Genomic DNA, 13,633 nt, shown 5'->3' with positions numbered 1-13,633 from the left:
CTGTCAGATTCGGGCTTGTTCCGGGCGCCAGGTCAATTAAACTCGAATAACAAAGCGGCCTCTGACAGGGGAACCTTCCATGGTGAATAATAAACTGACTGGCCTCAGATTGACACGTTTCCTGTCCACACTTTTACTGGGCCTGGGTCTGGCGGCCTGTGGTTCTGCCCCGGAGCAGCCGCCCGCGGCGCCGGCGCCCCAGACAAGTTCTTACTCCCTGGAAGAGCCCAGTGCCCCGGAACCGGAAAAACCGGTTTTCAAGCCCGATTATCCCGAACGTTATGTGGTGAAAAAAGGCGACACCCTGTGGGGTATTGCCGGACGTTTTCTCAATGATCCCTGGTTATGGCCGCAGGTCTGGCATATCAACCCCGAGATTCGTAATCCGCACCTGATCTATCCGGGTGACGTGGTGGTGCTGTATCGCGATGCCGACGGCAAACCCTATCTGACGCTGGAAGGCAGCGCGGGTATGGCCCCGCCGCGCGGCATCCAGACCGAAAAACTCTCGCCGCGGCCGCGCTACGAATCGATCGAAAAGGCGATTCCGACCATCCGTCGCTCGGTGATCGCGCCGTTCTTGCAGCGCCCGCGGGTCATCGGTAAGGATGAGCTGGAAAATGCCCCCTATATCGTGTCCAGTTACGAGGGGCATCTGATCAGCGGCACCGGCAATCGGATTTATGCCCGCAACATCCAGGATGAGAGCATCGGTCGCTACGATGTGGTGCGCCCGGGACGGGTCTACAAGGATCCACAGAGCGGCGAAGTACTGGGGTATGAAGTCATTCGCCTGGCCGACGCCCGGGTGATTCGCGGCAAGAGCGGTCGCGATGACGTGGTCACCCTGAACATCTCGCGGGCCCAGCAGGAAGTGCTCAACGGCGATCGCCTGCTGCCGATCGAGCAGCAGCAGCTCGAGTTCAATTTCTTCCCGCGGCCACCCAAAGAAGAAGTCGAAGGCGAGATCATCGCGGTGCATAACGGCCTCTCCCAGATCGGACAGTATAATGTAGTGGTCCTGAGCAAGGGCGCGCGGGACGGCCTCGAGCCGGGCCATGTGCTGGCCATCTACCAGGACGGCGGCACGGCCCGGGATCCCGACAGCTGGCTCGGTTTCCATGTGGATTTGCCCGACGAGCGGGCCGGCGTCCTGATGGTGTTCCGCAGTTACGAGAAGGTCAGCTACGCGCTGGTGATGGAGGCCTATCGCTCCCTGCATGTGAACGACAAGGTCGCCAACCCGTAACCCCTCTGAACCCGGCGGGGCTGTGCAAATCCCCGCCGGGTGGTACAATGGCTCAACAAACCGTCAACCCGGCCGGCTGATCCGGCCGTGGTCGATGACCAAACGGAGTTGGTCTGGACAGGAGCTATGGCTGACGAACAGGAATCACTGCGCCCCTGGCTGGTGCTTCATCGGGCCCCGTACCTCGGCCCCGCGACTTTTCACTCCCTGATCGAGCGTTTTGGCAGCCCCGGGAAGATTCTCGGCGCCGGGCGAACGGCGTTGTCCGCGGCCGGTTTGCGCGAGCAGACGCTGGCGGCGTTGCTGAGCCCGGATGAGGCGGCAATCGAGGCCGATCTGGCCTGGGCCGCGCAGCCCCGGGCGCATATCCTGACCCTGGCGGATCCCCGTTATCCCGCACGCCTGCGGGAGATCAGCGATCCACCTCTGCTGTTATATGTGTTCGGGGATCCCGATTGTCTGGCACTGCCCCAGCTGGCGATGGTCGGGACCCGCAACCCGACCCCGTCCGGGCAGGAGACGGCGCAGGAGTTTGCCCGCCACCTGGCCGGGATGGGACTGACCATCACCAGCGGCCTGGCCCTGGGCATCGACGCCGCCAGCCACCGGGGTGCCCTCAAAGGCGGCGGCTACAGTCTCGCCGTGGTGGGCACCGGACTGGATCGGGTCTACCCGGCCCGGCATCGCGAGCTGGCGCACGAGATTGCCACGCAGGGGGCGCTGGTCTCCGAGTTTGCCCCGGGCATGCCGCCGCTGGCGGCCAATTTTCCGCGCCGCAACCGCATTATCAGCGGCCTGGCAGTGGGCACCCTGGTCGTAGAGGCGGCCCGGCAGAGCGGCTCGCTGATCACCGCCCGCCTGGCGCTGGAACAGGGCCGCGAGGTCTTTGCCGTACCCGGTTCCATTCATAATCCGCAGGCCCGGGGTTGTCATCAGTTATTGCGCCAGGGGGCCAAACTGGTCGAGACCGCGCAGGATGTGGTGGAAGAACTCGGTTCCCTGGTGGCCTGGACACCGATGAGCGGGACGCAAGAACCGGTTTGTGGCACAGCGCCCGAACTGGACGCGGAGTATCAAAAAGTGCTGGAGTGCATCGGTCACGAGCCGACATCCGTGGATACCGTGGTAGAACGTAGTGGATTGACGGCCGATGCCGTTTGTTCCATGCTCTTGGTACTGGAATTGCAAGGCTTTGTAGCCGCCACCACCGGTGGTCATTATTGCCAGACCTGCTAGAGGGGTAGAAAAATGAAAGAGAGTGTACTCGACGTATTGATGTATCTGTTTGAAAACTATATGAATGATGAAATAGAATTCGATACGGACGAGGAAACACTGCGCGTTGAACTGCAGGAAGCCGGTTTTCGTCAGGTCGAAATCACCCGCGCCTTTGAGTGGCTGGAAGGACTGGTTGCTCTGCAGGATGACCCGTCGATTTACAGCGGCAAAACCACCGGTTCAATTCGTATCTATACCGCCGAAGAGTGTGAACGGCTGGATATCGAAGCGCGCGGTTTTCTGCTGTTTCTGGAACAGACCGGTGTCCTCGATCACTTCACTCGCGAGATGGTGATCGATCGGGTCATGGCACTGGGCGAAGATGAAATTGATCTCGAACAGCTCAAATGGGTTGTCCTGATGGTACTGTTTAATCAACCGGGCAGGGAAGCGGCATTTGCCTGGATGGAAGATCTGGTGTTTGACGAAATGCCCGGTATTCTGCATTGAGTGGCAAAACAAGCAGAGTTAACCACAGTGCCCGCTAAACGCGGGCATTTGCTTTTATAAGAGTAACCAATCTTATGGCTAAAAGTCTGGTCATCGTTGAGTCGCCCGCCAAGGCCAAAACGATTAAAAAATATCTCGGCAAGGATTATGAAGTCCTGGCCTCCTACGGTCATGTGCGCGATTTGCTGCCCAAGGAAGGCGCGGTCGATCCTGAACATGACTTTGCGATGAAGTATCAACTCATCGAAAAGAACGAAAAACATGTTGATGCGATTGCCAAATCCCTGAAAAAAGCCGACAACCTCTATCTCGCGACCGACCCGGATCGCGAGGGCGAAGCCATCTCCTGGCATCTGTATGAAATTTTAAAAGACCGTGGCCTGCTCAAGGACAAGCATGTGGGCCGCGTGGCCTTCAACGAGATCACCAAGCGCGCTGTCAACGATGCGGTCGAGCATCCACGCGAACTGTCCGACGATCTGATCCACGCCCAGCTGGCACGCCGTGCGCTGGATTATCTGGTGGGTTTTAATCTCTCGCCCCTGTTATGGAAAAAAATCCGCCGCGGGCTCTCCGCCGGCCGGGTACAGAGCCCCGCCCTGCGTTTGATCGTCGAGCGCGAGAACGAGATCGAAAACTTCAAGCCCAAAGAATACTGGACGGTCGATGCCGAGGTAGAGCAGGACAAGCAGGCTTTCGCCGCCAAGCTGACGTATCTCAAGGGCAAGAAAGTCAGCCAGTTCACCATCAACAACGAAAAGAAAGCCAAAGACGCCGAGCAGACTTTAAGTTCCGCCGCCAACGGCAAACTCACGGTCCACAAGGTTGAAAAGAAGCAGCGCAAGCGCAACCCGGCCGCACCGTTTACCACTTCCACCCTGCAGCAGGAAGCCTCGCGCAAGCTGGGGTTCACCGCGCGCAAGACCATGAGCGTGGCGCAGCAGCTCTATGAAGGTATCGATATCGGCGGCGAAACGGTCGGCTTGATTACCTATATGCGTACCGACTCGGTGAACCTGGCGGAAGAAGCGCTGACCGAGATCCGTCAGTTTATTCAGGACAAGTACGGTGCGGACAACCTGCCCAAGGAACCGCGTCTGTTCAAGACCAAGTCAAAAAACGCCCAGGAAGCGCATGAAGCAATTCGCCCGACTTCCGTGCTGCATGAGCCGGATCAGATCAAAAAACATCTGAGCAAGGATCAGTTTCGTCTCTATGAATTAATCTGGAAGCGCACCGTCGCCTGCCAGATGATTCACGCCACCATGAATACCGTGGCGGTGGATCTGGCTGCCGGCAGCCCGGAAAACCTGTTTCGAGCCAACGGTTCCACCGTGGTCAAGCCGGGGTTTATGGCGCTGTACATGGAGAGCGAGGACGACGCCAAAAAAGACAAGGAGAAGGATGACAAGGATCGGATCCTGCCGCCGATGAAAGAAGGCGATGAAGTCAAGCTGCTCAAGATCCTGCCCGAACAGCATTTCACCGAGCCGCCGCCGCGCTATTCGGAGGCGAGCCTGGTCAAGGCACTGGAAGAGTATGGCATCGGACGACCTTCGACTTATGCCTCGATCATCTCCACGTTACAACAGCGTGAATATGTGGAGATGGACAAGAAGCGCTTTATCCCGACCGACGTGGGACGTATCGTCAACAAGTTCCTCACCGAGCATTTCCCGCAGTATGTGGACTACGAGTTCACCGCGCACATGGAAGATGATCTGGATGCCATCTCCCGCGGCGAGAAGGACTGGGTGCCGATGATGAAAGCGTTCTGGAAGCCCTTCCACGAACTGGTCGAGGACAAGGACAAGAGCGTGGATCGCAAGGACGTGACCCATGAACAGATCGACGAGAAATGTCCCAAGTGCGGCGGCAGCCTGGCCATTCGCCTGGGCCGGCGCGGCCGCTTTATCGGTTGTAATAATTATCCCGACTGCGACTACACCCGTAACGTCAACGAAGACGCCAACGCCGAGCCGGAAGTGATCGAGGGGCGCAAATGTCCCGATTGCGGTTCGGACCTGATCATTCGTCATGGCCGTTATGGCAAATTCATCGGCTGCAGCGGTTATCCCGATTGCCGTTATATCGAGCCGCTGGAGAAACCGGAAAACACCGGCGTGCAGTGCCCCGAATGCAAGCAGGGCAACATGCTCAAGCGCAAGGCGCGCAGCGGCAAGATCTTCTTCTCCTGCGAGCGCTATCCCGACTGCAAATACGCCGTCTGGAACCAGCCGCTCAACGAAGCCTGCCCCCAGTGTGGCTGGCCGATGCTGACCCTCAAGACCACCAAGCGCCGCGGCACCGAAAAAGTCTGTCCGCAAAAGGACTGCAATTACAGCGAGCCGGTGGAAACCGAGGAAGAAGAGACTGAGCAGGAATAAGAAAAAGTTGGCAGTTAGCAGCCTGCAGTTGGCAGTCGAAAATCGTTAATCGTTGTCGATCTGATTTGTTATGCCATCTGCCGGTGTAGGAGCGGCTGCGCCGCGACCTTTGGCAGCGGAAAATCGGAAGTCGTGAATCGTCAATCGATGGTGGTCTGATTTGTTGTGCCATCGGCCGGTGTAGGAGCGGCTGCGCCGCGATGCGACCTTCGGCAGCGGAAAATCGGAAGTCGTGAATCGTCAATCGATGGTGGTCTGATTTGTGGTGCCATCTACCGGTGTAGGAGCGGTTGTGCCGCGATGCGACCTTCGGCAGAGGAGAATCGGAAGTCGTGAATCGACGGTGATCTGATTTGTTGTGCCACCGGCCGCTGTAGGAGCGGCTGCGCCGCGATGCGACCTTGAATAATGAAGGGTAACAGCCATGTCCTCGTCGATAGAGCAAGCCGTGGAAGTGTTACGCAATGGCGGGGTGGTTGCCTATCCCACCGAGGCGGTCTATGGCCTTGGGTGCGATCCGGATAACAGTCGGGCGATCGAAAAGATTCTGGCGTTAAAACAACGTGAAAGGAACAAGGGATTGATCCTGATCGCCAGCGAGGTCGGGCAGGTAGCGCCCTATCTGGACGAATTACCGGAAGAGGCGCGGCATCGGGTTCTGGCCAGCTGGCCGGGACCGTTTACCTGGTTGTGGCCGGCCAAAGCGGATACAAGTGAGTGGTTGCGCGGTGACTTTACCACGCTCGCGGTGCGCGTCACCGCCCATCCGCAGGTACGGGAACTGTGTCAGGCCTTCGGTAAACCGCTGGTTTCGACCAGCGCCAACCTCAGCGGTCAGCCGCCGGCGCGCACGGCCGCACAAGTGCGTGAACAGTTCGGCCAGCAGGTTGATTTTGTGCTGGAGGGTGAAGTCGGCCCACACAGCAGCCCGACCGAAATCCGCGATGCGCTCAGTGGCGAGCTGATCCGAGGATAAGAAAATCTCACCGCAGAGACGCAAGCCCTTCGGGCAGGGACGAGTTACGAGGCGCGAGGGACGAGGAAGTCATTAAGTAAAACCGGAGACTATCAGTTCGCAGAGTGGTTCAAGTCGCGTAGGTCACGCTGGCGATAGCCTGCGTGACACCTCTCGAACGGGGTGTCAGGTAGCGCTATCGCGCAACCTGACCTACAGCACTTAAATTATTATTTCTCTGTGCTCTCAGTGTCCTCCGTGGTGAAAATAAATATCAATTAAGGTCTACTGTCGATGAGTGAAGTCAATCCCGAAGCGGTCAAAGCCTATCTGTTAAACCTGCAGGATGAAATCTGCAACGCGCTGACTGAAGAAGACGGCGGTGACGGTTTTATCGAGGACAGCTGGGAGCGTGAGGAAGGCGGCGGCGGCCGTTCCCGCGTTCTGGAAGAGGGCAAGGTCTTCGAAAAGGCCGGGATTAACTTCTCGCACGTATATGGCCCGGGTCTGCCGGCCTCGGCCACGGCACACCGTCCCGAGCTGGCCGGGCGCAGTTTCCAGGCGATGGGCGTGTCGCTGGTGATTCATCCGCGCAATCCCTATGTGCCGACCTCGCACGCCAATGTACGCTTTTTTATCGCCGAAAAAGAGGGCGCCGATCCGGTCTGGTGGTTCGGCGGTGGCTTTGATCTGACGCCGTACTATCCGTTTCGCGAGGATGTGATTCACTGGCATACCGTTTCGAAGCAGGCCTGCGACCCCTTCGGTGACGAGGTCTATGCGCGCTATAAAAAATGGTGCGACGACTATTTTTATCTCAAGCACCGCGACGAGACCCGCGGAGTCGGCGGACTGTTTTTCGATGACCTGAATGAATGGGGCTTCGACAAGAGCTTCGCCTTCATGCAGAGCGTCGGCGATCATTATATTCCCGCGTACCGGCCCATCGTAGCCAAACGCAAGGATCATGAGTACGGCGAACGGGAGCGGAATTTCCAGCTGTATCGACGCGGACGTTACGTGGAGTTCAACCTGGTCTACGATCGGGGCACCCTGTTCGGCCTGCAGACCGGCGGGCGCACCGAATCGATCCTCATGTCCCTGCCGCCGCTGACCCAATGGCGCTATAACTGGTCGCCCGAACCGGGCACGCCCGAAGCCGAGCTGTATGAGCAGTATCTACAACCTCGGGAATGGCTCGGCCAGTAACATAGGCCGCATCCGTAGCCACTGAACAGGTATGCCGTCACTTGTCACTTTGATCAAACCCTGGGAGTTTTCTCCCACCGTGCTGGTCAGCACCCTGGCTGCGGCAGTTCTGTACTGGCGGGGGATAAAACAGCGACGGCGCGATAAGCTGCGCACCGGTTTCTGGCCCACATTGAGTTTTTGCCTCGGGTTATTACTGATTTACGGGGTGATGCAGACTTATGTGGATTACCTGTCCCAGCACATGTTCTGGGTGCATCGCCTGCAGCATCTGGTCCTGCATCATCTCGGACCGTTTCTGATTGTGCTGGCCACACCCCATAAGGTTCTCGGCCGGGGCATCCCGCAAAAATGGCGCCAGCAGATGCTGTTGCCGATCTGGTATAGCCGGCCTGTACGCGGGATCTATCGATTCCTCCAGAACCCGGTCGTGGCGCCAGCGTTGTTTGTAGGCCTGATCTATTTATGGTTGATCCCGGAGGTGCACTTCGAGGCGATGCTCAGCGCGACACGTTACAAGATTATGAACTGGAGCATGCTGATCGACGGTCTGTTGTTCTGGTGGCTGATCGTGGATCCGCGACCGCCGCGAGGACGGATAACCCTGCACTATTCAAGTCGAATAGTCATGCTATGGGTTGTGATGGTTTTGCAGATTATCATTGGCGCCTATATCGCACTGAGTGGGAAGGTGCTGTATGACGTCTACAGCGTATGCGGTCGGGCCTGGCCGATTAGCCCGCTAACGGATCAGACCATCGGCGGACTGACCACATGGATCCCCGCTGCGATGATGAGCGTGGTCGGCATTTTGCTGATTATTCGCCTGTGGATGAGGCAAAGCGCGCAAGCTGAGCAGAAAAATGTTTCCGGTGGCGAAAGCAAGCAGGTATGAACATGACTATGCATCGAGACCGTAAAGTAACGATACCCAGCTTGGGGCATCTTGTCGTGTTACTGATGATCGTGCTATTTCTTCATGGCTGCACTGACAGTGATGAAAAGTGGCAAACAAAGAACATTACTGGCCTTATGCCACCGCTGGCTTTTAACATGCGCTCCGCAAACAGTAAAAGCATGGTTGATGCGCAGGATTATCGTGGCAAGATCCTGTTAATGTATTTCGGCTATATGCATTGTCCGGATGTCTGTCCGATGACCCTGAGTCGACTGCAGAGTACGGTTTCGCAATTAGGCAAGCGAGCAAGTGAGATCAGGATACTGTTTGTCAGCGTAGATCCGCGGCGTGATAGTCTTGACGAGCTGGGACAGTATGTACAGGCCTTTGGCCAACAGGTTGTTGGCCTGCGTGGGGGTCGGCAGGCCCTGCAGAAGCTGACCAAACGTTATCGTGTAACCTATGGTTACGACAAACCTGATGCTGACGGTGATTACACCGTTTCACACAGCAGCGCGGTTTATGTGTTCGATCGTCAGGGACAGGCGCGCCTGCTGATCCGTGATAGTGATTCAACAGAGGCAATTCGTCACGATCTGGAACAATTGCTGGCCGAAGGCCACTGACCTGCCCTTTTTATTCCTCGAGTAGCGTTTCAATCCGGCATAAAATCAGATTCTGTTCACAGTATCGCAGGTCTGGTTGCGCGAGTGCGATACCTGACACCTCATTCGAGAGGTGTCACGCAGGCTATCGCCAGCGTGACCTACGCGACTGGCTTAAATAAAAATTTTCACCGCAGAGACGTAGAGGGCGCAAAGGTTTTTATCAGTATTATTTGTTTTGTTAGCGGGGTGGATTTATGTGTATTGCCTGTCGTTAAACGAAATAAAACAGGTCAAATAAATATTTTCTTCGCGTCCTCTGCGTCTCCGCGGTAAAAAATAATAGAATAACAGTCTCTTTATTCCTTCAGGAGCTTTTCGATTTTGTCGAGGATATCCGGCCGTTCCCAGTCCACACTACCGAATAGCGCATAACGAATCTGTCCCTGTTTATCGATTAGATTGCTGGTGGGGAATGCGAAGACGTCCCATTGTTTCAGTGCCTTGCCGTCGCGATCCAGCAGGATCGGGAAGGTGACGTTGACTTTGTTTTTCAGGAAATCCCGGATGGTGGCTTTGTCCTCGGCCATGTTCACGGCCAGAATCGTAAACGGCCTGTCCTGCAGTCGGTTTTGCAGCCGTTCCATGGAGGGCATTTCATGTACGCAGGGCGGGCACCAGCTGGCCCAGAAGTTGACCAGTACGACCTCGCCACGGTACTTCGCCAAATCGTCGTCTTCACCATTCAGCCCGGGCAGTTGCAGTGGCGGCGGCCGGGGATCGCCGGCGTAGGGTTTCAGGGCGCGGGCCGGCTTGCTGGCAGGCAATGGGTCGAGTTGTTGCTCCAGTGGCGACACCGAACGGGGCCGATCCGGCCAGCGGTGCCGTGCCAGTGCCGCCTGGCGTATGAGTTGGGGTAACCGCGTTTCCAGTTGCTGTTCCGATGGCGTGGCATCGGGACGGTAATAAAAGCGATCCCGCACGTCGGGCAGCAAACGGAAGAATACCTCGCTGCCGCTTGTTTGCAGCGCGGGAAGGGTCTGTTCCAGTTTCCAGCGCCACGGTGATTTGGCCGGTTGCAGAATAAAGATCGGTGCGTTGGTTTGTTCGACGATGGGTCGCAGTCGGGCCGGCTCCCCGGGATCGGGTGTTTGATGATAAAACTGGGGACTGATCAGGATCACCCCGGGCGTGTGATCGTTGTCCGGATTCTGCAACTGCCAGGCGTGCAGGCCGCGTAACACGGGCAGGGCGCCGCGACCGCTGCTGAGCAGAAAAACCGAGCGCTTTTGCGGATTCGCCCTGTCGATCAGGGCGGTGATATCCTGTGCAGCAATCCGGTCCAGGCTGCTGGCGGTGGTTGGTAAAAAACGGGATTCAAACAGATCCACCAGCCACTGTTCGTAACCTGCTCCGGCCAGTGTTCTGGCGGTTTCGCGTTCGGCAGCCTGCAGGCCATCCTCGGAGGGCAACCAGATAAACAGCGGGGCGTCTTTATCGCCTGGATGACGACGGTAGGTGATCTCGGTGCTGTCGTCACTGCGTACCGCACCGGTTTCGACCGCACGGGCCGGTTGTATGGATAGCAGCAACAGGGCAAACAGTCCCATCAGGAACAGGTGCATGTTGAGATGTCGATCGCTTGTGAGCATGATAGTCTTTATACCCTGTAGCTTTATCAGCGGACAAACTGTCCCCCGAAAATGGAATCGATGACATGCCTCAATCTGAATACGATCTGGTGATCGTCGGCAGCGGTCTGGCCGGTTATACCCTGGCCCGGGAATATCGCAAGCTGAACAAGACAAGTTCGCTATTGCTGATCAGTCGCGACGACGGGGTGTTTTACTCCAAACCCATGCTGTCCAATGCCCTGGCGGGGAACAAGACGCCCGAGCAGCTGGTGATGAAACCGGTCGAGAAGATGCGCGAGGAGCTGGCGGCCGATATCCGGGTAGAAACCGATATTACGGCGATCGATCCGCAGGCCCATCGACTGGCCAGCAGCCAGGGCGAGGTGACATACGGCCAGCTGGTACTGGGAGTCGGTGCCACGCCACGTCAGTTACCCCTGCAGGGTGAGGCGGCCGACGAGGTCATCAGCGTTAACGATCTCACGGCTTATCGCACCTTCCGTCAGCAACTGGAGGGCAAGCAGCAGATCGCGGTGATCGGCCCGGGGCTGGTGGGCTGTGAATTCGCCAATGATCTGTTGCGCAGTGGCCATCGGGTCCAGGTGATCGGGCCGGATCCCTATCCACTCAGTCTGTTGTTACCCGAAGCGGTCGGCCAGCATATGCAGCAGGTGCTGGGGAACAAAGGGTTTGAATGGTATCTGGAGCGCACGGTGGCGCGGATCGACCGACAGGAGGGAGGCTTGCGTCTGACCCTCTCCGACAGCACGGAACTGCAGAGCGATTTTATCCTTTCCGCCGCCGGGCTGGTGCCCAATACTGAACTGGCCGAAGCTGCGGGCTTGAAAGTCAATCGCGGCATCGCGGTGGATCGCCGGCTGGCCACCAGTGCCCCGGATATTTACGCGCTGGGCGATTGTGCCGAGGTGGATGGTTTATGGTTGCCGTATGTGATGCCGATCATGAACGCGGCGCGAGCCCTGGCCAAAACCCTGGCCGGCGAGCCGACCGATCTGGTTTACCCGCCGATGCCGGTGGTGGTCAAAACCCCGGACTTTCCGCTGGTCATCTCGCCACCGCCAAAAGCCGCGGGCGACGGTCACTGGCAAATCGACCGTGATGACGATGGCATGCGGGCCCTGTTCGTCGATGCGGATGAGCGGCTGCTGGGCTTTATTCTGACGGAAGACAAACTCAAGGAAAAGCAGAGCCTGGCCAAACAACTGCCCAACGTCCTGGACAGCTGAACAGCGGGGCGTCGCCCATCGCTGGAATTACAGGTCCGCCTTGTCCGCCTGCATCAGCCGGTTGCGCCCCGCCTGTTTGGCCCGATAGAGCGCCGCGTCGGCCGCACGGGCCAGATTGCCGGCATCGTCGCTCAGCGTGCTGTCGATCACGCCGGCACTGAAGGTACAGTAAATTTCCCCGTCATGGGTATGTTGTCGCAAGCGGGCAAAATCGACTCGTATCGAGTCGATCACCTCGCAGGCTGCATCGGCCGGCGTGTTGGGCATGACAATCGCAAACTCTTCCCCCCCGTAACGGCCGATATAATCGCTGCCACGCAGCCGCTGGCGCAACAGGCGCGATAGTGACTGGATAACCTGATCGCCGATGCCGTGCCCGTAATTGTCATTGACCTGTTTGAAGCGATCGAGATCCAGCATCACATAACTGACTATGTCGCTGTGGCGGGAAGCCCGCTGCAACTCGCGATGGAAAAGATCGAACAGGGCGGTATGGTTATACAGGCCGGTCAGGCTGTCCCTGAGCATCAACGCCCGCAGTTCACGAAAACGGCGGGTGCGTGAACGTACCGCCGCGACCAGGTGGCCGGCACTGATCGGTTTGGTAAGAAAGTCATCGCCGTGTTGTATGACATCCAGCTGCTTTTCCAGATCGCTTTCGGCCGATAGAAACACAATCGGGGTGGCGAGGTTGCTCTCCTTCTGGCGTATCAGTTCCGACAGCTCCTTGCCGCTGCATTTGGGCATATAGAGATCCATCAGGATCAGTTCCGGGGAGAAGCCGGAAATTGCCTCCATGATCTGCATGGGATCGGTGATGTACTGCACCTCCATGCCGGCCTGCTGCAGATGCGCGGCATAAAATTCGGCGGCCGGTTGCGAGTCCTCGACGATGAGAATCCGACAGGGGGTATGCGGTTCTTCGTGAGTGAGATGGTCCAGGGTGTCGATCAGATCGATAATATTGGCCGGCTTGAGAAAATAGGCCTGAATGCCGTTGCGCACGGCCTGCAGACGATGCGCCGTATCACCGTTGTCGGTGATGAGCAGGGTCGACGCCTGTTGCGCCAGTGATGCAAAGCGGGACAGTTCAGCTGGATCCGCCTCGGCCAGGGAACAGGTCAGTACAATGGCGGCGGGTAACTGTTGCTGCAGTTGCTGTTGTAACAGACGGGGTTCGTCGAACAGCTCGATAGTATAGCCGTAGTTGCGTATTTCCCCGGCCAGTTCATGGGCGTAGTGATCGGCTTCATCCAGTATATAGATAAGTCGATCGGCTGACGGGTCTGCCGTTTTGGCGTCGGGATCCATCCGGTTGTCCGGGGCCTGGCGGGACAATTCGCGCAGCTGGTTCAGATGCCGGTTGATCTGTTGCGATAACGCATCGGGGATGTCTGCGTGATCGTCCAGGCTCTGCAATGCCTGCTCGATCTGCCGGCAATGCTCTGTCACCTGCACGAAGCCGTAACTGGCCCCGGAGCCGGCCAGGGTGTGGCACAGCCGGATCAGCTCCTGACAGGTGGTTGCATCGGGGGCCGCCAGCAGTTGCTGCCAGAGCCGATCGATGACGCCGACCTTGTCCGGCAGCTGGCGGGCATAATCCTGGTGTAGTCGTTCGAGTCTGGCCTGAATATCCGATACGTTGCTGTTCATGGGGGTATTTGTGTTGTCCTGGCGCGTGTTCGGCTTCCGGGATGATGGCCCGTCGGTGGCGGGGTCAT

At 57.7% G+C, this 13,633-nt stretch carries 11 protein-coding genes; 9 read left to right on the top strand and 2 right to left on the bottom strand.

The window, feature by feature from the left end; all coding sequences use genetic code 11:
• Positions 1-79 precede the first annotated feature (79 nt).
• From U5K34_RS04840 to U5K34_RS04805, 8 genes are all read left to right on the top strand, one after another.
• Positions 80-1,249, top strand: coding sequence for a LysM peptidoglycan-binding domain-containing protein (locus U5K34_RS04840; RefSeq protein ID WP_322567344.1), 1,170 nt, complete (start codon positions 80-82; stop codon positions 1,247-1,249).
• A gap of 126 nt (positions 1,250-1,375) precedes the next feature.
• Positions 1,376-2,485, top strand: a complete 1,110-nt coding sequence (dprA, locus tag U5K34_RS04835; protein ID WP_322567343.1) for a DNA-processing protein DprA — start codon at positions 1,376-1,378, stop codon at positions 2,483-2,485.
• Positions 2,486-2,497: 12 nt separating this feature from the next.
• Positions 2,498-2,977, top strand: a complete 480-nt coding sequence (locus tag U5K34_RS04830; RefSeq protein WP_322567342.1) for a DUF494 family protein — start codon at positions 2,498-2,500, stop codon at positions 2,975-2,977.
• 74 nt (positions 2,978-3,051) lie between these two features.
• Complete coding sequence (gene topA / locus U5K34_RS04825; RefSeq protein ID WP_322567341.1) at positions 3,052-5,364, top strand: type I DNA topoisomerase; 2,313 nt, start codon at positions 3,052-3,054, stop codon at positions 5,362-5,364.
• A 424-nt stretch (positions 5,365-5,788) separates the two neighbouring features.
• Positions 5,789-6,340 (top strand): L-threonylcarbamoyladenylate synthase, encoded by a 552-nt coding sequence (locus U5K34_RS04820; RefSeq protein WP_322567340.1) that lies wholly within the window; start codon positions 5,789-5,791, stop codon positions 6,338-6,340.
• Between the two features lie 273 nt (positions 6,341-6,613).
• A complete protein-coding gene (gene hemF / locus U5K34_RS04815; RefSeq protein ID WP_322567339.1) occupies positions 6,614-7,528 on the top strand; it encodes an oxygen-dependent coproporphyrinogen oxidase in 915 nt (304 codons plus the stop codon).
• A 31-nt stretch (positions 7,529-7,559) separates the two neighbouring features.
• On the top strand, positions 7,560-8,423 hold the full coding sequence (locus U5K34_RS04810) for a cytochrome c oxidase assembly protein (protein WP_322567338.1): 864 nt from the start codon (positions 7,560-7,562) through the stop codon (positions 8,421-8,423).
• Positions 8,420-9,052, top strand: a complete 633-nt coding sequence (locus U5K34_RS04805) for an SCO family protein (RefSeq protein ID WP_322567337.1) — start codon at positions 8,420-8,422, stop codon at positions 9,050-9,052. The genes U5K34_RS04810 and U5K34_RS04805 overlap by 4 nt, the downstream gene beginning before the upstream one ends.
• 338 nt (positions 9,053-9,390) lie before the next feature.
• On the opposite strand, the gene U5K34_RS04800 is transcribed toward U5K34_RS04805, so the two are convergent.
• Positions 9,391-10,683: a TlpA disulfide reductase family protein gene (locus U5K34_RS04800; RefSeq protein ID WP_322567336.1), complete on the bottom strand. Its 1,293-nt coding sequence runs from the start codon at positions 10,681-10,683 to the stop codon at positions 9,391-9,393.
• A gap of 65 nt (positions 10,684-10,748) precedes the next feature.
• Between U5K34_RS04800 and U5K34_RS04795 the strand changes: the two genes are divergently transcribed.
• Positions 10,749-11,912, top strand: coding sequence for an NAD(P)/FAD-dependent oxidoreductase (locus tag U5K34_RS04795; protein ID WP_322567335.1), 1,164 nt, complete (start codon positions 10,749-10,751; stop codon positions 11,910-11,912).
• Positions 11,913-11,939: 27 nt separating this feature from the next.
• Here U5K34_RS04795 and U5K34_RS04790 read toward each other — a convergent pair whose 3' ends face one another.
• A complete protein-coding gene (locus U5K34_RS04790; protein ID WP_322567334.1) occupies positions 11,940-13,565 on the bottom strand; it encodes a diguanylate cyclase in 1,626 nt (541 codons plus the stop codon).
• Positions 13,566-13,633 lie beyond the last annotated feature (68 nt).

The sequence above is a fragment of the Thiohalophilus sp. genome, from assembly GCF_034521165.1.
Taxonomy (GTDB): Bacteria; Pseudomonadota; Gammaproteobacteria; order UBA6429; family Thiohalophilaceae; genus Thiohalophilus.
Note: the sequence above shows the minus strand (reverse complement) of the source record. Positions and strands in the feature narration are given on the sequence as shown.

What these genes read in the sequence shown, in the direction of transcription:
- U5K34_RS04790 (WP_322567334.1), bottom strand. Translation starts at nt 13,565, where the DNA reads ATGAACAGCAACGTATCGGATATTCAGGCCAGACTCGAACGACTACAC.
- U5K34_RS04795 (WP_322567335.1), top strand. Translation starts at nt 10,749, where the DNA reads ATGCCTCAATCTGAATACGATCTGGTGATCGTCGGCAGCGGTCTGGCC.
- U5K34_RS04800 (WP_322567336.1), bottom strand. Translation starts at nt 10,683, where the DNA reads ATGCTCACAAGCGATCGACATCTCAACATGCACCTGTTCCTGATGGGA.
- U5K34_RS04840 (WP_322567344.1), top strand. Translation starts at nt 80, where the DNA reads ATGGTGAATAATAAACTGACTGGCCTCAGATTGACACGTTTCCTGTCC.
- U5K34_RS04830 (WP_322567342.1), top strand. Translation starts at nt 2,498, where the DNA reads ATGAAAGAGAGTGTACTCGACGTATTGATGTATCTGTTTGAAAACTAT.
- dprA (WP_322567343.1), top strand. Translation starts at nt 1,376, where the DNA reads ATGGCTGACGAACAGGAATCACTGCGCCCCTGGCTGGTGCTTCATCGG.
- U5K34_RS04820 (WP_322567340.1), top strand. Translation starts at nt 5,789, where the DNA reads ATGTCCTCGTCGATAGAGCAAGCCGTGGAAGTGTTACGCAATGGCGGG.
- topA (WP_322567341.1), top strand. Translation starts at nt 3,052, where the DNA reads ATGGCTAAAAGTCTGGTCATCGTTGAGTCGCCCGCCAAGGCCAAAACG.
- U5K34_RS04805 (WP_322567337.1), top strand. Translation starts at nt 8,420, where the DNA reads ATGAACATGACTATGCATCGAGACCGTAAAGTAACGATACCCAGCTTG.
- U5K34_RS04810 (WP_322567338.1), top strand. Translation starts at nt 7,560, where the DNA reads ATGCCGTCACTTGTCACTTTGATCAAACCCTGGGAGTTTTCTCCCACC.
- hemF (WP_322567339.1), top strand. Translation starts at nt 6,614, where the DNA reads ATGAGTGAAGTCAATCCCGAAGCGGTCAAAGCCTATCTGTTAAACCTG.